This is a genomic window from Collinsella sp. CLA-AP-H1, assembly GCF_040092945.1.
Taxonomy (GTDB): Bacteria; Actinomycetota; Coriobacteriia; order Coriobacteriales; family Coriobacteriaceae; genus Collinsella.
Genome location: NZ_JBBNKO010000006.1, coordinates 126,512 through 146,378 on the forward strand (window position 1 = coordinate 126,512; position 19,867 = coordinate 146,378).

Sequence of the window (19,867 nt, forward strand, 5' to 3'; positions counted from 1 at the left end):
CGATGATGCAATCGTACCGGGCCGCAATCAACAGAAGGGCCGCCTCATGACAGACATCGTCCACGTCGAAAACCTCGTCAAGCGCTATGACGACCTTATTGCGCTCGACCACTTTAACCTGAGCATCGCCCCCGGCGAGATCTTTGGCCTGCTGGGCCCCAACGGCTCGGGCAAGACCACGTCCATCAACTGTATTCTGCAGCTGCTCGCCTACGACAAAGGCACCATCGAGCTGTTCGGCGAGCCCATGACGCCCGCCCGCTACGACCTCAAGCGCCGCATCGGCGTGGTGCCACAGCAAGTGGCGGTATTCGACGAGCTCACGGTGCGCGAGAACATCGACTATTTCTGCAGCCTTTACGTCAGCGACCGCAAGCGCCGTCGCGCGCTGGTCGACGAAGCCATCGACTTTGTCGGGCTGGGCGACTTTACCAAGTTCCGCCCCGGCAAGCTCTCGGGCGGTCTGGCGCGCCGGCTCAACATCGCCTGCGGCATCGCGCACAAGCCCGAGCTCATCTTTTTTGACGAGCCCACGGTGGCGGTCGATCCGCAGAGCCGCAATGCCATCCTGGAGGGCATCTGCCGCCTGCGCGACGAGGGCGCCACGGTGGTGTATACCAGCCATTACATGGAGGAAGTCGAGCAGATTTGCAGCCGCATCATGATCATGGACGGCGGACGTGTGCTGGCGCAGGGCACCAATGACGAGCTCAAACGCATGATTCAAATGGGCGAGCGCGTGACTGTCGAGGTCGGCGCCGTCGAGACCGCCACGGTCGAGCGGCTGCGCGCCCTCGAGCACGTGCTCAGCGTCGAGCTGTCCGCCGGCGAGCTCATCTGCACCTGCGAGGCGAGCCCGCACAATTTGGTCGACATTCTCGACACGCTGCGCGCCGCCAATGTGGCGCTCGGCCGCGTGTGGAGCGAGCCGCCGACCCTCAACGACGTGTTCCTCGAGATCACCGGCCGCGAGCTGCGCGACTAGGGGGCAGCCATGTTCAACACCATTATCATTACGGTCAAGACGCTGCTGCGCCGACCGAGTACGTGGGTCTGGGGCGCTCTCTTTCCCATCGCGCTTTCCACGATGTTCATGTTTATGTTTGCGAATCTGAGCTCCGACGGCACGGTCGACCCGGTGCCGGTTGCCGTCATAGCGGACGAGGCCTGGGACGCCTCGACCTTTAAGGACGTGGCGACGTCGCTTGCCAAGGAGAGCGACGATCAGCTGCTCGAGATCCACGAGTGCGACGACGCAGCCGATGCGAACCGTGCGCTTAAGGCCGGCGAGGTTGCGGGCATCTATACGGCCGACGACGCAGGCGTACCCAAGCTCACACTGCTATCGAGCTACGGCAGCTCGCGCGCGTCGTCGGTGCTCACCGACCGCAGCATTTTGGAGACGGTGGCAAGCTCGTATACACAAAATGCCGAGCTCATGTCCCAGATTTCCCAGGACAACCCGGCGGCGCTCGCCGACCCGGAGGCGGTTGCGCGCGCTCTGTCGCTCGAGGGCGGCACCCGCCGCATAAGCCTGACACGCACCACGCCCGATGGCACGGTCATCTACTATTACGCGCTCTTTGGCCTGGTGGCGATGATGTCTGCCGAGTTTGCCGCCTTGAGCGTCGTCGATTTGCAGCCCAATCTGTCGGGCCTTGGCGCGCGTCGCTGCGTGGGCGGTCTTTCCAAGACGGCGTCGCTGGCCGGTATCTTTGTCGGCTCGTGGCTGGTTTCCTTCGCCTCGATGGCGATCGCAATCGGCTACGTGCGCCTGGTCGTGGGCGTCGACTTTGGCGGGCGCGAGGGGCTGTGTTTGGTGGGCGGCGCTGCTTCCGCGCTTGCCGCCACGGGCCTGGGGCTCTTTGTGGGCACGCTTCCCGTTAAGGGCGGCAAGGCGTCCAAGTCGGGCATCCTCACGGGCTTTGCCACCACGTGCGCCCTGTTCGCCGGGCTTTACGGCGAGCCGGCGATGGCGCTTGCCGACGACGTCGCCCGCGCCTGCCCGGCCGAGTGCTGGTTCAACCCCGTCAAGCTTATCTGCGACATGTTCAACCGCCTGTATTTCTTTGAGGACCTGGGCCCCTTTGCCGTTCGCGCCGGCGCGCTGGTCCTTATGGCGCTGCTGTTCGTTGCCGCCGCCACGCTGATCTTTGGAAGGAGCCGCTATGAGCACCTTTAAGACCGCGCTTCGCATGGCGCTGGCGCACCCGTTCTACCTGCTCATCTATACGGTGTTCATCTCGCTCATGGGCGTATTCATCGCGGCCTCGGTGAGCTGGAACTCGTCGCAGCTTACCGAGTACGAGCCCTACGACACCAACGTGATCGTGGTCGACCGCGACAATAGCGACCTTTCGCGTGCGCTTACCAAGCACCTAGGTTCGCGGTTTGACCTGGTCACGGGCGTCGGTGATGACACGTACGACCTTGCGGACGCGCTCTCCAAGAGCAACAGCGCCAAGGGCAGCGCCGACTGCGTGTTCTTTATCCCGGAGGGGTTCGAGGACGACCTGGTCGCGGCTGCCCGCGCGGGGGAGTCCCTGCCCAAGCTCGATGTGACCTACGGTGCCGGCACCATGGCGGCGGCGCTTTCGTTTGCCGAGGCTTCGCGCTGGATCTCGCTCGCGGGCGCTGCAGCCGCACTTGAGCCCACTGCCTCCAACGGCGACGTTGCCAAGGCCGCCGAACATGCCGCTGCAAAGCGCGCGGAGGTCCAGATCGAGCGGGTCAAGGTCGACTCGGCTGCTGCCGCCACGCTCGAGTCGTACTTCAACTTTGGCGCGTACGCGATTATCTCGTCGGTCATCGTGTCGGTGGGCTTGGTGTTTTCGGGCATGAACGAGCCCGAGCGCGTGCGCCGCATGGATGCCGGCCCAATCTCCGATCGCCAGCGTTCGCTTGCCGTGTTTGCGGCCGCCGCCGTGCTCACCGTCTGTATCTGGTTTGTGTCGAGCATGATGGGCGTCGTGGGCTTTGCCAGCGCGGTTGCCGAGGTCGGCGTGGGCCGCGTGTGCCTGGCGCTGGCGGCAACGTTTGCCCTAGCGCTGACGCCACTGGCCGTTGGCTTTACGCTGTCGAGCCTGGGCGCGCGCGAGGAGCTGCTCAACGGTGTGGGCAACCTGCTTGGCATGCTCATGACGTTTTTGGGTGGCGCCTGGATGCCGCTGTCGCTCATGGGTTCGGCCGTGCAGACCGTGGCGCACTTTGTGCCGACATATTGGGTGAACGACGCGATCGGCAAGGCGCTCGCCGCGGACCTGACGTCCACCGTGCTGGGCGACATCGCCTGCGACCTGGGCGTCACCGTGCTCTTCGCTGCCGCCATCGCCGCTGTAGGCCTAGCCCTCGCTCACAACAAATCCCGCGCCTAGCCACCTAGTCATCGGGTACTCATTGGGGACAGACTTAAACGACCAAGAGTGGTCATTGGGGACAGAATTAAACGACTAGTCATCGGGGACAGTCTTTGCCGATTCGCCGGCCCGCCGGCCGGGCTGACAAGGACTGTCCCAATATGCCGGCCTTCGGGGACGTTCCTTTTCTGCCGGCACTTGGGGACTGTCCCCAACTGCCGGGTGGCGAAAGAGTGCCCCCAACAGCTAGTCGTTTAAGAACGTCCCCAATGACTAGTCTGAAATAAAATCCAGGCCTCGCTCCAAAATAGTTCGCCATGGTTTACTATTACGCTCATAAAGTAGTACGAGGCTAACAACGGGGGATACCATGGCAACGCAGGAAGCCTATGTCCAGGTTAAGGATCTCAAAAAGCATTACGGCGACGGTGATGCGCGCCTGACGGTACTCGATGGCATCGACACGTCCATCAACCGCGGCGAGATCTGCGTCATGCTGGGGCCTTCGGGTTCGGGCAAGTCGACGTTTCTTAACCTGATCGGCGGCCTGGAGGATGCTGACGCCGGCTCTATTCTGGTGGAGGGCTGCGACCTCACCACGCTCAACGCCGGCGACCTGGGCGAGTATCGCCGCCGTGAGCTGGGCTTCGTGTTCCAGTTCTATAATCTGGTGCCCGACCTCACCATCAAGGAAAACATCGAGGTCACGGCACATCTGTCCAAAAAGCCGCTCAACATTGACGACCTGCTGCGTTCGCTGGGCCTCTACGAGCACCGCAACAAGTTCCCGCGTCAGGTTTCGGGCGGCCAACAGCAGCGCTGCGCCATCGGCCGTGCGCTCGTCAAGAACCCGGGTCTGTTGCTGTGCGACGAGCCCACGGGCGCGCTCGACTACAAGACGTCCAAGGAAATCCTGCAGCTCATGGAGGATGTCAATCACGAGTACGGCTGCACCATCATCATCGTCACGCACAACGCCGCCATCGCCCGCATGGCCAATCGCGTGCTGCGCCTGCGCGACGGGCGCATCGTCGAGGATGAGCTCAACGAGTCGCCCGTCGCGGCCGCCGAGCTCGATTGGTAGGCGGCGTCATGACACCTCTCGCAAAACGTCTCCCGCGCGAGCTGCGCCGCAATATCGGTAAGTACCTGGGCATCTTTTTGCTTATGTGCGGAAGCATTGCCCTTACATCGGGCTTTTTGCTCGCGGCGCATTCCATCGGCTGCCTTATCGACGACATGCGCGATGCGTACTCGATTGAGGACGGCCGCGTGACCACCTCCTTCGAGGCTACCGACGATCAACTCAAGGCCGCCGAGGATGCAGCCGGCGACGTCGGCGGCGTCACGCTCTACAAGAATTTCTCCATCGACGCCATCATCAAAAAGACCGCCGGCGATGATGGCACCAAGCGCACGCTGCGCACCTATGCGCACCGCACCAAGGTCGATATCGCGTCCTACTGTGAGGGCAAGGAGCCCAAGGCGGACGACGAGGTGGCCATCGATCGCGTTTTTGCCACCAACAACGACCTTGCTGTGGGCGATAGGGTCGAGCTCGAGGGCCGCACCTACACCATCTGCGGCATCATGACCCAGCCCGATAGCCAGGCGCTGTTCCTCAACAATTCGGACTTTACGGTGAACACCATCACGTACGGCGTGGCCGAGGTCACCGATGCCGGCTTTGCCGCGCTCGAGGATGCCGGCGGCGCGCCCGCCTACACCTACTCCTTCACCTTTGCCGATCGCGACCTCCCCACCGCGGATCGCATCGATGCGGAGCAGGATATGGTCGAGGCGCTGACCGATGCCGATGCGCGTGTTGACGATCTGATCGATGCCGATTCCAATCAGGGCATTGGCTATGCGCGCGACGACGTAGACGGCGACTCCATGATGTGGATGACGCTGCTCGACATCATCATCGTGATCATGGCGTTCGTCTTTGTGGTCCTTACCGACGCCACCATCGAGGAGGAGAGTGCCATCATCGGCACGCTGCTCGCCAGCGGCTATCGTCGACGCGAGATCGTGCTGCACTACCTTGCGCTTCCCGCTATCGTGGGCGTGGTCGCGGCGCTTTTGGGCACTGTGCTCGGCGTTGTGTTCTTTACCGAGCCCATGCGCAGCCTCTATTACGGTTCGTATAGCCTGCCGCCCTTCCAGGTGTACTGGAGCTGGGAGATCTTTGTGAAGTGCGCCGTGGTTCCCGCCGCCGCGCTCATCCTCATCACGCTGGTGGGCCTGCTTTGCAAGATGGGCAAGACGCCGTTGCAGTTCCTTCGCCACGAGGCGAGCGGCAAATCGGGCACCAAGCGCGGCCTGCAGCTGCCTGAGCGCATGGGTTTTGTCTCGCGCTTCCGCATGCGTATCTTTCTGCGCAACCTGGGCAACTTCGCCACGCTCTTCGTGGGCATTGCGTTCGCCTCGCTGCTGCTGCTCTTTGGTCTAGCGATTCTGCCCACGATGACGCACTATGCGGACAACCTCGAGACAAGCCTGGTCGCCGAGCACCAGTACACGCTCAAGGCCCCGCTGGAACTCGAGGGCACCGCCGAGGAGCGCGAGCAGTGGTCGGCACTCGAGCGTTTGCAGTCGGTTGACGGCGCACTGCTTTCTGCCGCTCAGGATGCCGATGACGAGCTCGACGACGCGGCCGATGCGGCGCAGACGGCAGCCGATGCCGCGACCGCATCTCCGTCTTCCGTGAGCCTGGCCGCGGCGCAGGACGCGCTCGCCAAGGTCCAGGACAAGAAGGATGCGCTCTACGCGCGCCTTGACGATCTTGCCGATGCCCTCGGCTGCAACCGCGACGAGGCTATCGACCTGATCGATAAGGCCTCTAAGATCGACACCGACAACGACGACATTCACCCGGTCAATACGACCGACAACGGCGCGGGCGCAATCGCGCAGGCCGAGAAATACGCCGTCTACCAGCTGCAATACGACCGCGGCGATGGAAATGGGCAGGAGACGATTTCCGTCTACGGCATCTCGCCCGATTCGCGCTATTGGAAAGGGCTGGACGTCGGCGACGGACGCGTCGTCTTTGGCGGTGGCTTGCTCGACAAGTTTGGCTGGAGCGAGGGCCAGAAGGTTAAGCTTCGCGACAAGTACGAGGGTAAGAATTATTCCTTTGAGTACGTGGGCAAGGACTGCACCTGGGGTTCCAAGTCGGACATGAATGTCTATATGAGCATCGACGACTTTAACGAGCTGTTCGGCAACGACGCCGCCTACCTTAACGGCTATGTGAGCGACGAGAAGCTCGACCTCGATGCTCGTTACTTTGCCGGCGACACCACGCCCGACGATATGCGCGCTGTGGGCGACCAGTTTATCGGCATGATGAGCAAAATGATCGGCATGATGGTTGGGCTCGCGGTGTTTATCTTCCTGCTGTTTATGTACCTGTTGACCAAGGCTGTGATCGACCACAGCGCCCGGTCGATTAGCTACATGAAAGTCTTTGGCTATCGCGATAGCGAGATCTCGCATCTGTACATCCGCTCGATCACGCTGTGCGTGGTGGCGTCGCTCGTGCTGAATCTGCCGGTCATTATTGGCTCGCTCACGGCCATCTTCCGCTCGATGCTGCTCGCCTACAACGGCAATATCGAGATTTATGTGCCCTGGTGGTCCATGGCGGCGTGCGCAGGAATCGGCTTTGCAACCTATCTGGTCGTGGCGTTGCTGCACACGCGCTCCATCAAACGTGTGAGCCTGGCCGAGGCCCTCAAAGTCCAAGAGTAGTCATTTAAGAACGTCCCCAATGACTAGGTGCCGTACTTGACTTTAACTCTGCTTTAACTGGTACCATCCTCTATGTCTGTAACGCCATATAGACAGAGGGGATATATCTATGACCGCAACTGCACCCGCAGCACCCGCTAAGGTGTACTTCACCAACCTGCGCACGCATGCTCGCGAGAGCCAGCTCGACAAACTCAAGCGCCTCATCCGTCACGCCGGAATTGAGCAGATCGACTTTGAGAACAAGTTCGTCGCTATCAAGATTCACTTTGGCGAGCTGGGCAACCTGAGCTTTTTGCGCCCCAACTACGCCCGCGCCGTCGCCGACGTGGTGAAGGAGCTGGGCGGCAAGCCCTTCCTCACCGACTGCAATACGCTCTATGTCGGTAGCCGCAAAAACGCGCTCGAGCACATCGATACCGCCTACCAGAACGGCTTTACCCCTTATGCTACGGGTTGCCAGATCATCATTGCCGACGGCCTCAAGGGCACCGACGAGGCGCTTGTCCCGGTCGAGGGCGGCGAGTACGTGCACGAGGCCAAGATCGGTCAGGCGCTCATGGATGCCGATATCGTGATCAGCCTCACCCACTTTAAGGGTCATGAGCAGGCCGGTTTTGGCGGCGCCATGAAGAACCTGGGCATGGGCGGCGGCAGCCGTGCCGGCAAGATGGAGCAGCATGCCGCCGGCAAGCCGAACGTCTCGACCGAGCACTGCGTTGGCTGCCGTGCCTGCGAAAAGATCTGCGCGCACAACGCCATCTCGTTTGACGATACTCGCGAGCGCGAGCTTGCTAACGGCAACACCCGCACGGTGCACGTGGCCGCCATCGACCACGATCGCTGCGTGGGCTGCGGACGCTGCATTGCGGCATGCAACCAGGACTGCATCAAGCCCGGCTATGAGGCCGCGGCCGACGTGCTCAACTGCAAGATCGCCGAGTACACCAAGGCCGTCGTCGACGGCCGCCCGAACTTTCACATCTCGCTTGCCATGGATATCAGCCCCAACTGCGATTGCCATCCCGAAAACGACACGCCTATCGTCAACGATATCGGCATGTTCGCGAGCTTCGATCCGGTCGCCATCGACCAAGCCTGCGCCGATGCCGTCATGGCATCCGAGCCGCTGCCCAACACCGAGCTCACCGATAGCGCGGCCAAGATGGAGCATAACCACGAGCATCTGGAGGGCGAGCAGGCCAAGGATCCCTTCTGCATCACGCATCCCGACACCGACTGGCGCGCGTGCATCGCGCATGCCGAGAAGATCGGCCTGGGCACGAGCGAGTACGAGCTCATTGAGGTCAAATAGCGTCGTCCTATTGGATAAAGCACGCGATTTTGTTGCGTAACATAAGCAAAAGCCGCCCGTGAGCACAGCGCCCACGGGCGGCTTTTCGGAAGTGCGGTGAAAAATCGAATACCTCCGGCCACAAACCGTTTTTTGGCAACAAAACCCCTGATAAATTGTTGGTAAAACTGTGGTCTGGTCGGGCTTCCCGAGATTTTCCCCGCACTTCCGAAAATAGGGGGTCAGATAAAGCCACAGACGTTGCTTTTTGCCTAAAAATACTCGTCGAGGAAGTTGTTGACCGTGTTCCAGTAGAGCTCGGGGTCAACTTGCGCACTCTTGGCGTGGGTGGCGCCATGGATAGTGAGCTTTTGCTTGACCTTGCTGGCGCACGCGTCGTAGTTTTGGTCGAGCATGCTGTACGGCACAAAGGTGTCCTGGTCACCGTGGATAAACAGCATGGGAACCGTCGCGTGTTTGAGTTGCTCCACGCTGCTCGCCTTATGAAAGTCGTAGCCCGCGCGCACGTTGCACACCAAGTTTGCTACATCGAGCAAGGGAAAGCTGGGCAGGCCGAATACGTCCTTGAGCTGCAGAGAAAACTCGTCCCAAACACTCGTATACCCGCAGTCCTCGATAATGCATTTCACGTTTGCGGGCAGAGATTCCCCCGCGACGTTCATGGCGGTTGCCGCGCCCATCGACTCGCCAAAGACCAGGATGCGCGCCTCGGGGTCAGCCTGAACGATTTGCTCGATCCATGCGACGATGTCGAGGCGCTCGGGCCAGCCCATGCCGATATAGTCGCCGCCGGAGCGCTCGTGGGCGCGGGCGGCGGGTGCGAGTACGTTCATGCCGCGGTCATGGAATCGTTTGGCGTATCGGGCCATACCGATGGGCTCGTTGGTATATCCATGCAGGCAGACGGCGTAGTCGTGCGTGCTCTCCGACGCGGCAAAATACCAAGCGGCAAGCTCGGTTCCGTCATCTTCGGTGAGGCTGCTGCTCTCGCGATTCGCTTTAAACCACGCTCGTGCCTCGGTTTCCTCGGCATCCGGCTGCTCACCTTCTTTGCCGTTCTTGCTATTCTGCATCATTTTCATGGTGTACGGCGCTTGGGGGTTCAGGGCAAAGTCAAACAAGAAGTTGCCGGCAAACCCCAGCAGCGCGACAACGACTACCAACGTAACAATGCCGGCTATCTTGAGCTTTCGATGGGGGTGTGCGCTTTGGGACATTCGCGGTTCTCCTTAAAGATGTTGATATGTCAACATATAAAACAAGCGCATTATGGACGTTCGCCGTTGATGCGTCAACAGGCAAAGAATGGGTAAACAAAGGGTCACGTATGGTGCAAATTTCGCACGTACCCAGACGCTTTGATATAGTGTTGAGAACTCTTTACGTTGGAGGATGTAACCGGCATGTCCGATTCGAGCGACAGTTCTAAGCCGCGACCCAAGACCGCGGCCGTTCCACACTACACGGTGGGCGAGGAGATCATGAACTCCGTCACCCATGGTGTCGGCTGCCTGCTGGGTATCGCGGGCCTGGTGCTCCTGATCGTATTCGCCGCCCTGCGCGGCGGAGGCCCGGCCCACATGGCCGCGGCAATTGTCTATGGCGTCAGCATTATCCTCGAATACCTAGCCTCCACGCTCTACCACGCGATTCAACCCGCGCGCGCCAAGCGCGTGTTTCGCATCATCGACCACAGCTGCATCTACCTGCTCATAGCCGGCAGCTATACGCCGTTTTGCCTCATCACGCTCGCAAACGACGGCGGCGCTGTGCTGTTCTTTGCCGTATGGGCCATCGCCATCATCGGCATCGCCCTCGAGTGCTTCCTACGCGAGCGTCAACCGCACTGGGTAAGCGGCCTGGTCTACCTGCTGATGGGCTGGCTCGTTGTCTTTAAGCTGCCCGAACTTGTGGCGCTGCTCAACCCCGTGGCGCTTGCCCTGCTCGCCGTCGGCGGCGTGTGCTACACCGCGGGCGTGCCGTTCTATATCGCCAAAAACGTGCGCTATCTTCACAGCGTGTTTCACCTGTGGGTACTCGCCGGCAGCATCTTCCAGTTCATGGCGGTGATCCTCTTCGTAATCTAGCGATCGCGCCTGCGCCCGCGGGCCCGTCCGGGCGCCCGCCGGGCGCAACTGCCCTATCCGCCATCAACGTTTTGACCTGACGTCCCGAATCTTGGAGGTTCGAGAAACTCCCGATGGACATAACCATCTCCCTTATCACCACCCTCGTTTTGACCCTCATCAACGGCTACTTCTCTATGTCAGAGATGGCGCTCACCACGGCCAAGCGCGCCGTGCTGGAGCACGAGGCCGAGGAAGGCGACAAGCGCGCCGAGCGTGCCATTAAGCTGGCTGCCGACTCCGACCAGCTGCTCGCCACCATCCAGGTCGCCATCACGCTCGTGGGTTTCGCCTCGTCCGCCGTCGCCTCGACGAGTCTGTCCGACCCGCTCGCCACGTGGCTCATGAGCTTTGGCATCGCGCCGCTCTCCGCCATCGCACGCGGCCTGGCGCCGGTCATCATCACCGTCGCGGTCGCCTTCGTCTCCATCGTGATTGGCGAGCTCGTGCCCAAGCGCATCGGCCTGGCCAATGCCGAAGGCGTGTCCAAGCAGGTCGTGGGCCCGCTTTCCGTGTTCCAAAAGATCGCCCGTCCGCTCGTGTGGCTGACTGGCGCTTGCTCCGATGGCCTGGCCCGCATCCTGCGCATCAAGAGTGCCGACGACCGCCAGAACGTCTCGGAAGAAGAGATCAAGTACATGGTCTCGGAGCAGGACGACCTGCTCGACGAGGAAAAGCGCATGATCCACGAGATCTTCGACCTGGGCGACACCGTTGCCCGCGAGGTCATGGTGCCGCGCGTGGACACCACCATGTGCGAGGACGACGAGACGGTCGCCGACGTGCTGTCCACCATGCGCCAGACCGGCTTTAGCCGCATCCCCGTCTATCACGAGGATCCCGACAACGTCGCCGGCATCGCGCACATCAAGGACCTGATTCAGCCCGCGCTCGACGGCAAGGGCGACCAGCCCATCGCCGGCTTTTTGCGCGACGCCACCTTTGTGCCCGACACCAAGGACATCCTGCCGCTGCTGTCCGAGATGCAGACCTCGCACGACCAGATCGTGGTGGTCGTGGACGAGTACGGCGGCACGGCCGGCATCATCACCATCGAGGACATCGTCGAGGAGATCGTCGGCGAGATCGAGGACGAGTTCGACCCCGACAACAAGTATCTCACGCGCCTTTCGCGCCGCGAGTGGCTCGTTGATGGGCGTTTTTCGTGCGATGACGCGATTGAGCTTGGTTGGCCGCTTGAGGAAAGCGATGATTATGAGACCATCGCCGGCTGGATTTTGGAGCTTTGCGACTCGGTGCCCGACATCGGAGAGGTGTTTGAGGTCGCGGGGTACAAGTTTAAAGTGCAGTCGATGCGTGGCCAGCGCATCTCGCTCATTCGCGTGATCGCTCCGGTCGAAACCGATAAGAAGGATTCCGAGTCTTCGGTAGACGAGCCGACGACGTCGGGTGCGGGTTCCGCGAATCCGCACGACGGCGACGAGTAGGACAAGGAAGAGTAGGGGAGAGTTATGGCAGGCCTGTTCAACATCCTTAAGGTCACCGTCAGCGAGGACAAGATCTGCGCGCATGTGCTGGTGAACCCCGGCATGCCGCTCATGACCTCGGAGGACATCGAGGCCACGGCGCGCGTGTACTACCTGGTGCCGGCGATTGCCAAGCACCTGTGCCTGGGCGATTCCGGCCGCGAGTTCCAGGACTGCATGGGCCAGACCGAGCTCTGCCACCTGTTGGAGCACGTGACGGTTGAGCTCATGAACGAGACCGGTCTTGCCGGTAGCATCTCGTGCGGCCGCACGCGCGTAAGCGAGCACGACGAGCGCGTCTTTGAGGTTGAGCTTTCGTGCCCCGACGACGCGCTGGCCATCGGTGCGCTGTCTTCGGCCACCTTTATGATGGACTGGGCCTATCTGCACGCCGACCAGCCTGCCCCCGACGTGGAGGGCACGGTCGCGGGCCTGCGCAACCTGGTGCTGGGCATGCGCGCCGAGGCCGAGGGCAAGGATCCTCACGAGGCCGTCGCCGCTGCGAACGGCGAAGATACTGCCGAGGACGAGGGCGCTGACGAGGGCGATGTGCCGGTCGACGCCGAGCCCGTTGCCGATGCGACCGCCGAGCCCGTTCCCACCGAGCCCCAAGGCGTCCCCGACTTTGACGATGAGCCCCAGGTGGCGATTGATACCGAGGGCGCGGTTGCCGAGAACCACGAGGCCTCCGCTGCCGTCTTTGGCGGTGCGGCGACGGTTCCGGCAGGGCCTGCGCATGAGGGCGGCCTGCCGCTCGTGGACGGCGCCGGCGAGGACCCGGGTGCCACGGTGGCCATGCCGGCTATGCCTCAGGAGTAGGCCTACGCGTTTATCACCATTACGTACCTGCGCCTTTGCCGTACGCAGATGAGCGGAGCGGCAAGTGATACGCTGCGGGTATAATGGACAGCATTCAAACGGTGGGCACCGACGTGCCCGCAGGAGAGGAATGATCATGGGTAAGACTTTCAGCTTTGTCTCCGGCGCACTTTTTGGTGCCGCTGCCGGCGCTATTGTCGGCGTTGCTCTGGCCCCGCGCTCGGGCGCCGAGACCCGCGCCATGGCTGCCGATATCGCTAACGACGCCTGGGACAATATGCGCGACACCTACGAGCACAGCGCCGAGGAGGCCCGTGCTGCGGTGAATGACTTTGGCCCGATGGTCGACGCCAAGACCGACGACCTACGCGCCAAGGTCGACCTGGCTCGCGAGCGCATGGACCAGCTGCGCGAGCAGCTCAACGACGCCATTTCGGGCGGCAACGTGACGCCTGCCGCCGACGTCGTGGTCGAGAACGCCGTCGAGGCTGATACCGAGGCTGCGGAGCCCTCGACCGAGGCATAATGCGCGCCGGGGATTTTGTCGGCGCCAAGATCTATCGCAAGCCTACCGAGGACAAGCGCACCAAAAAGGACGGCACGCCGCGCAGCCCTAAAAAGCTCGGAAAGATTCACTTTCCGGTCTTTACCCCGGGCGGTACGCGCGTGGTCGGCTTTATGGTCCGCCAGTCCGATATCGCGGGCATGATCGAGCGTCCCGACCGATTCGTAGCGCTCGACGCCATTGGCGTCTACGAGGGCGCCATTGCGGTCGATGACGTCAAGGACACGTACGATGCCGCCGCCGCCAAGCGTCTCGACATCAACCTGGACGATTGCATCATCTGGGTCGGTATGGACGTGCGCACGGAATCGGGCGACGTCGTGGGCTATTGCTCGGATGTTGAGTTCAAGCCACGCTCGGGCATCGTGCAGGCATTCTATGTGACCGCCGGTGCTGCTTCGAGTGTTTTGGTTGGTGACACGCAGGTGCCGCCGACGATGCTGCGCGGCTACGAGAACGGCGCGATGGTCGTCTCGGACGAGGTCAAGTCGCTCGGGTATTCGGGCGGTGCGGCTGCCAAGGCCGCCGAGGCCAGCGTCGTGGTGGGCGACAAGGTCAAAAAGGGCGCCAAGGTGCTCGACGACAAGGGATCGGTTGCCGTGGACAAGGGCAGTCGCGCACTGGGCAAGCAGCTCGGCAAGACGCGCGGCATGTTCAAGGCCTTTAAGGACGAATACCAAAAGGCGAGCGGAGGCTCGTCAAAAGCTACAAAATAGCGACGTACCAAATGATGGGAGGCAAGCCGGAGACCTGTTGCTCCGGCTTGCTGTGTTTATGGGGGAGGGCACATGCGCCAAAACGGATCCAACTTAAACGGGCGTTCGGGTGCGCGTCCGACGGCGCGCCGCGACCTGGGGCAGCTGCCTAGCGGTCAGCGCAAGCGTCACCGTAAGCCCGGCGCGATGTATCTCAACCATAGCCGCGGCTTTAGCGATCGCAGCGCGCGCATCGGCAACAGCCGCACACCCCGTCGTTCGTCTCGCCTGCCCTATGCGCTCATCGCCGTGGGTTGCGCGCTCGCGCTGTTTATCGCTGCCGTCGTGGGCTACGTCAACCGCAGCGTGGACGTGGAGCTCAACGGCCAGAAGACCGCGGTGCGCGTGGGCTCTACGCTACAAAACCTCATCGACGACCAGGAGTTGACTGACACCTACGACGCAGGCGACCTGCTGGCCGTCGATGACAGCGTGCTCAAGCGCCATGGGGGCGAAAAGCTGTCGGTGAAGGCCGACGGCAAGCGCGTGAAGCAGGGCAAATGGGATAGCCGCGAACTTGAGGGCGGCGAGAAGGTGACGGTCAAGGATGGCCGTAACATCTACGAGAAGCACGAGGTTCAGGCTACGGTTATCGAGCCCGAGCTCAAGGTCGAAGGCACGGGCGCTATCGAGTATGTGCAGGCGTGGGGTGTCCAGGGCCGCTCCGAGGTGTGGGTTGGTGAGCAGTCGGGCAAGACGCAAGACCGCGGCGAGGTTGTGCCCGCCACCGATTGCGTTGTTGCGTGCGCCAGCGTGGCGCCCAAGGGCAACAAAAAGTACGTGGCGCTGACGTTTGACGAGGGTCCGAGCGGCGCCACCAAACAGATCTTGCAGGTGCTCAAGGAAAAGGGCGTCACCGCGACGTTTTTCCTTTCGGGCGATGCGGCCGAGGCCTCGCCTGCCACGGCCAAGGCGATTGTCGATGCCGGGTGCGAGATCGGATCCAACAGCTACAGCGACGATTCGCTCAAGGATCAGGACCGTGAGGCGGTACGCGAGCAGATCACGAAAGGCACCGATGCGATTAAGTCGGCGACCGGCGTGAAGACGATGCTTTTGCGTGCTCCCTACGCAGCCTTTGACGAGCAAAACTGGATTGATGCGATGGACCTGGTGTCTGCCGTGGTCTCGTGGAATATCGATTCGGGCGACTGGCTGCTCAACGGTGCCGACGAGCAGGTCTCGACGGTGCTCGATTCGGTGACGCCAGGCAACATTGTGCTGCTGACCGATAACGATAAGTGCGCCGAGCAGACGCTCGAGGCGCTGCCGCAGATTATCGACGGGCTTATCGCCGACGGCTACAAAATCGTGACGTTGAGCGATCTGGTCAAGACGGACGCATCGCTGAGCAAAAAGCTCACCTCGCTGACGAAGGTCACCATGCCCAAAAACGCCGTGTTCCCCCAGCTCGCCGAAGATGATGACACCACAGACTAGTCATTTAAGAACGTCCCCAATGACTATGTCACGGATGCGTCAGCGTTTGGTATGCCTGCAATGTGCAGCGCATAAATTCGATGCCGCAGGGCGATGCTGATGCTATAGTTACTGCGGTTAATGAGGGTCAAGAGAAAGGTTACAGGTGAAATCCAAACCTCGACCATACAGTCGATGACCCCATGCAGGTGCTTTTTGCGCATGCACGGGGTGTAAGCGTCGAGCGGCGTGCCGCCCGCGCATGCGTATACATATCCAGAAGCCCACGGAGCGTGCGCCATCACGGCCGCAGCCCGAAGGAATAATGATGGGGAGCACCATTGAATTATCTGAGTGAGATGCTCAAGTTGCCGGTCTTGGACGTCGATGGCGAAAAGCTCGGCGTAGTGAACGATTTTGGCATTGCCACCGGCGAAGTTTTTCCGCACGTGACGTCGCTCGCGTTCCGCGGACCCGGCAAGACGCCGTTTATGATCAGCTGGCGCAAATGGGTCGACCGTATCGACGAGACGGGTGTACACCTTAAGACGTCGGCCACCGAAATCCGTTTTTCGTACCTGCAGCCGACCGAACTCTTGCTTGCCCGCGACGTGCTCAACAAGCAGATTGTCGACACGCAGGGCATGAAGGTCGTGCGCGTAAACGACATCAAGTTTTCCATGTCGGGCGAAAACCAGCTGCGCCTGCTGGGCGCCGAAGTGGGCGCCCGCGGTCTGCTGCGCGCCATCAGCCCCGCGCTCGAGCATATCGTCGAGGGCTTTATGAAGCACCTGGGCAAGCCGCTCAGTGAGGACATCATCGCTTGGTCCTACATGGACCTGCTCGATCGCTCGACTAAGAACATCCAGCTCTCGGTGTCGCACAAGACGCTTGGCGAGCTGCACCCTGCCGACATTGCCGACATCATCGAGCAGCTCGACCCGCGCCTGCGTGCGCAGGTGTTCGCGCAGCTCGACACCGCCCAGGCCGCCGAGGCCATCTCGGAGTTCGATGATGACGAGCTCATGACCGAGATGCTCGAGGGCCTGTCCGATACGGACGCATCGTCGATGCTGGCCATGATGGACCCGGACGACGCCGCCGACCTGATCGACGAGCTCGATTACGAGAAGGCCGAGAAGCTCCTGCGCCTGATGGGCGTCAAGGAGGAGAAGGCGATTCGTAACCTGCTGGGCTATGAGGACAACACCGCCGGCCGCATCATGACCTCGGAGTTTGTCTCGCTGCCCGCCACGGCGACGGTCGGCGATGCCATCGAGGCGATTCGCAAACTCGATGAGGACTTCGAGAGTGTCTATTACGTCTATACCGAGGATCCGAGCGGCATGCTCACCGGCGTGCTCTCGCTGCGCACGTTGATCGTGGCCGACCGCGATGCCACGCTGGGCCAGCTCGCCTATCGCGACCTGGTCTACGTGTCGCCCGACGAGGACCAGGAAGACGTGACGGACGAGATGACCAAGTACGACCTGGTTGCCATCCCTGTCTGCGACGAGAACCGTCATATCCTGGGCATCGTGACCTTCGACGACGCCATGGACGTTATCGCCGAGGAGCATCAGGAGGACCTGCAGATCGCCGGTGTCGGCTCGGGCGATAGCGCGTCGGACGACTCGACGAACGTGCTCAGCTGGTTCGTGCATCGCCAGTACTGGGTCGTCGTGTGGGGCATCGCCTCGTGCATTATGGCGACGGTGCTGGGGACGGCGCTGGGCTCCGCGCATCTGGTGGTGTTCCCCATGTGCGCCATGCCGCTCGTGCTACTGGCCGCCTCGCGCATGGTGTCGTTCGTCAAGAACTACTTCCTCGAGTACGACGGTCACGACGACGAGCCCAAACCGTACCTGGGATTCTTCTTCCAGAGCACGGGTATGGGCCTGATCCTTTCGCTCGTGACCTATCTGTGCGCGCAGCTGGTGCGCACTGCCGCGTTTCCCGATGCGCCCATGTTTGAGGAGCAGCTCTTTACCGGCTGCTTTAATATCGCTGCCATCATTTGCCTGGTTGGCAACATGAGCGCCGTGATTTACCTGATGGTGCTGTTCTGGCGTGACGAGCATGACCTCAACACGTCGGGCACCGCCATGAACGTTATTGCCGTCATGATCTCGTGCATAGCGTACTGCGCCGCTGCGGTGCTGCTCACCATGTCGGTCATGGGTTAGGTGGTCGCGTGCAAAATACCAAGCAAAAGTCGGGCACCAAGCAAAAGTTGACCATCGCGGCCATCTTTGGCGCTATGGGTCCCGGTCTGCTGGCGGCGCTTTCGGGCAATGACGCCGGCGGCATTGCAACGTATTCCAGCGCGGGCGCCAGCTATGGCTACAAGATGCTCTGGATGCTTCCCGTCATGACTGTGCTGCTCATCGTGACGCAGGAGACCGCGGCGCGCTGCGGCTGCGTCACGGGCAAGGGCCTGGCATCGCTCATTCGCGAGCGCTTTGGCGTGCGCAAGAGTGTACTTGCTATGGCGGCGCTGTTGATCGCCAACACGGCTGTGACCATTTCGGAGTTTGCGGGCATCGCCAGCGGCCTTGCTCTCTTTGGCGTGCCGGCGAGCATCTCGGTGCCGTTGGTAGCGCTGCTGGTGTGGATGCTTACCATGTCGGGTAGTTTCCAGCGCATCGAGAAGATTCTGCTGCTGGTAAGCTGCGTCTTCGTGACCTATATTGTCGCCGCGTTTATGGCTGGCCCCAACTGGGGTGAGGTCGCGGTCGACCTGGTCGTGCCTAACATTCAAAATGACCCCAGCTACGTGTCGCTCGTGGTCGCGACGATCGGTACCACCATCGCGCCGTGGATGATTTTCTTGGCGCAGAACAACGTGGTCGATAAGAACGCAGGCGAGGACGATATCGTGCTGCAGCGCATCGATACCGTGAGCGGCTCGCTTGCTGCCGATGTCATTGCCGGCTTTATTATCATCACGACCGGTACGGTGTTGTTCCCGGCGGGCATTCAGATTAGCGATGCTGCCGATGCTGCCCGCGCGCTGGAGCCTATTGCGGGTCAGTGGTCCACGGTACTGTTTGCCTCGGGCCTGGTCGCGGCGAGCTTCTTGGCTGCCTGCGTGCTGCCGGGCGTTACGTCGAGCGCTATCTGCGAGGCATTTGGCTGGGAGCGCGGTGCCGACCGCAGCTGGGACGAGGCCCCGGTCTATCGCGGCATCATTACGGCCATCATCGGTATCTCTGCCGTGCTGGTGCTTATGCCCGGCGTTGATCTGTTCCAGATTATGATGACCTCGCAGGTCATCAATGGCGTGCTACTGCCCGTGGTTCTGGTGTTCCAGGTGGTTATCGCCGCCGACCGTCACATTATGGGCGCCAACCGCAACGGCCGCGTGTGGAACGTGCTCACTTGGGCGACTATCGGCGTGATTACGGTGCTCACGGTTGTCATGTTTGTCCTGCAGGCGATGGGCTACAGCGCTTAGCGCCTCTTTTGCTTCCGAACAGGCCGCAGCGATGGGCTGCGGCCTGTTTTTGTCTGCTATAGGGTTTTAGCTATATGGCAGTGGGCAAAAAATGCCAAATATGAGTACTGTTGCTAAGTGAATAGCATTTACATCCTAAAAGATAATGAACATAGCCTTTAGTATGTTCATTAAAATTGGCTCCAATACGCCTTAAACCAGTCAGGTTGGCTGCTTTAGGGGGTTGTAGGGGTCGCTCGGACGTCATTTTGGGTGGTTTTGCCTGTTACTAAAATGGTAACAGTACTCATATTTGCCCTTTTTTGCCCACAGACCTTTGAGGGTGCGGCGAAAAGGGCTTGTTTTGATTGTTTGGGGCAGGCACGAGGCGCGGAAACGATGTCTGGAGCGACGGAGCGGGGTGGCGCGCGTAGACGTGGTGTAAGAGCGTCCTGAGGTCCGTCGCTGCAAGTCCCGATGTTACTCCTTCTTGAGACCGTGCCTCTCGACTATCTCGTCCACTATCTCCCCGGCGCGCCGCCCGAGCGCGCGGCGCCTCCCCTCTGTCGGGGCGGGCCTGTCCGCGGGCCCGGCGAAGCCCTCGGCGGCCGAGGCCTCGGAGAACACGCGCTGCTGGGACCACTGCCCCTCGGTCTCCATGAGGCTCGCGCACGTCAGGCGCAGCATCGACTTCCTCGAGGGGTGTTAGCGCTACTGTAAAAACAACCAATTTCGCCATCGCACTTTAGCCGATTCCGCCAACGCAATTTCCCCGATCACGCCAACGCATTTTCACCATTTCCACCAACGCCGGGGCTTACGCTTCGACC

16 protein-coding genes are annotated in these 19,867 nt (G+C 61.3%); 14 read left to right on the forward strand and 2 right to left on the reverse strand.

Annotated elements, in window-relative coordinates; translation table 11 throughout:
- Positions 1 to 46 precede the first annotated feature (46 nt).
- From AAAV44_RS05220 to AAAV44_RS05245, 6 genes are all read left to right on the forward strand, one after another.
- Positions 47 to 985: an ABC transporter ATP-binding protein gene (locus AAAV44_RS05220; protein ID WP_349114876.1), complete on the forward strand. Its 939-nt coding sequence runs from the start codon at positions 47 to 49 to the stop codon at positions 983 to 985.
- 9 nt (positions 986 to 994) lie between these two features.
- Complete coding sequence (locus AAAV44_RS05225) at positions 995 to 2,182, forward strand: ABC transporter permease (protein ID WP_349114877.1); 1,188 nt, start codon at positions 995 to 997, stop codon at positions 2,180 to 2,182.
- Positions 2,169 to 3,374 (forward strand): ABC transporter permease, encoded by a 1,206-nt coding sequence (locus AAAV44_RS05230; protein WP_349114879.1) that lies wholly within the window; start codon positions 2,169 to 2,171, stop codon positions 3,372 to 3,374. The genes AAAV44_RS05225 and AAAV44_RS05230 overlap by 14 nt, the downstream gene beginning before the upstream one ends.
- 352 nt (positions 3,375 to 3,726) lie before the next feature.
- Positions 3,727 to 4,440 carry an ABC transporter ATP-binding protein gene (locus AAAV44_RS05235; RefSeq protein WP_349114881.1) on the forward strand — a complete coding sequence of 238 codons (714 nt, stop codon included), beginning with the start codon at positions 3,727 to 3,729 and terminating at the stop codon, positions 4,438 to 4,440.
- Between the two features lie 8 nt (positions 4,441 to 4,448).
- Positions 4,449 to 7,115 (forward strand): ABC transporter permease, encoded by a 2,667-nt coding sequence (locus AAAV44_RS05240; RefSeq protein WP_349114883.1) that lies wholly within the window; start codon positions 4,449 to 4,451, stop codon positions 7,113 to 7,115.
- Between the two features lie 109 nt (positions 7,116 to 7,224).
- A complete protein-coding gene (locus tag AAAV44_RS05245) occupies positions 7,225 to 8,430 on the forward strand; it encodes a DUF362 domain-containing protein (protein WP_349114884.1) in 1,206 nt (401 codons plus the stop codon).
- Between the two features lie 251 nt (positions 8,431 to 8,681).
- Here AAAV44_RS05245 and AAAV44_RS05250 read toward each other — a convergent pair whose 3' ends face one another.
- A complete protein-coding gene (locus AAAV44_RS05250) occupies positions 8,682 to 9,647 on the reverse strand; it encodes an alpha/beta hydrolase (RefSeq protein ID WP_349114886.1) in 966 nt (321 codons plus the stop codon).
- Positions 9,648 to 9,833: 186 nt separating this feature from the next.
- Between AAAV44_RS05250 and AAAV44_RS05255 the strand changes: the two genes are divergently transcribed.
- The 8 genes from AAAV44_RS05255 (at position 9,834) to AAAV44_RS05290 (ending at position 19,058) form a co-directional block, all read left to right on the forward strand.
- Positions 9,834 to 10,517: a hemolysin III family protein gene (locus AAAV44_RS05255; protein WP_172676303.1), complete on the forward strand. Its 684-nt coding sequence runs from the start codon at positions 9,834 to 9,836 to the stop codon at positions 10,515 to 10,517.
- A 113-nt stretch (positions 10,518 to 10,630) separates the two neighbouring features.
- Positions 10,631 to 12,004 carry a hemolysin family protein gene (locus AAAV44_RS05260; protein ID WP_349114888.1) on the forward strand — a complete coding sequence of 458 codons (1,374 nt, stop codon included), beginning with the start codon at positions 10,631 to 10,633 and terminating at the stop codon, positions 12,002 to 12,004.
- Between the two features lie 24 nt (positions 12,005 to 12,028).
- Positions 12,029 to 12,862 carry a hypothetical protein gene (locus AAAV44_RS05265; protein ID WP_349114890.1) on the forward strand — a complete coding sequence of 278 codons (834 nt, stop codon included), beginning with the start codon at positions 12,029 to 12,031 and terminating at the stop codon, positions 12,860 to 12,862.
- Between the two features lie 136 nt (positions 12,863 to 12,998).
- A complete protein-coding gene (locus AAAV44_RS05270; RefSeq protein WP_035136593.1) occupies positions 12,999 to 13,388 on the forward strand; it encodes a YtxH domain-containing protein in 390 nt (129 codons plus the stop codon).
- The gene (locus AAAV44_RS05275) at positions 13,388 to 14,143 is read left to right on the forward strand and encodes a hypothetical protein (protein WP_055252569.1); all 756 of its coding nucleotides are present in this window, start codon (positions 13,388 to 13,390) and stop codon (positions 14,141 to 14,143) included. The genes AAAV44_RS05270 and AAAV44_RS05275 overlap by 1 nt, the downstream gene beginning before the upstream one ends.
- A gap of 72 nt (positions 14,144 to 14,215) precedes the next feature.
- On the forward strand, positions 14,216 to 15,622 hold the full coding sequence (locus AAAV44_RS05280; protein ID WP_349114891.1) for a polysaccharide deacetylase family protein: 1,407 nt from the start codon (positions 14,216 to 14,218) through the stop codon (positions 15,620 to 15,622).
- 320 nt (positions 15,623 to 15,942) lie between these two features.
- Complete coding sequence (locus AAAV44_RS05285; protein WP_035136597.1) at positions 15,943 to 17,787, forward strand: CBS domain-containing protein; 1,845 nt, start codon at positions 15,943 to 15,945, stop codon at positions 17,785 to 17,787.
- A gap of 74 nt (positions 17,788 to 17,861) precedes the next feature.
- Positions 17,862 to 19,058, forward strand: a complete 1,197-nt coding sequence (locus tag AAAV44_RS05290; RefSeq protein ID WP_006235731.1) for an Nramp family divalent metal transporter — start codon at positions 17,862 to 17,864, stop codon at positions 19,056 to 19,058.
- 459 nt (positions 19,059 to 19,517) lie between these two features.
- Here AAAV44_RS05290 and AAAV44_RS05295 read toward each other — a convergent pair whose 3' ends face one another.
- A complete protein-coding gene (locus AAAV44_RS05295) occupies positions 19,518 to 19,724 on the reverse strand; it encodes a hypothetical protein (protein WP_349114893.1) in 207 nt (68 codons plus the stop codon).
- Between the last annotated feature and the right edge of the window lie 143 nt (positions 19,725 to 19,867).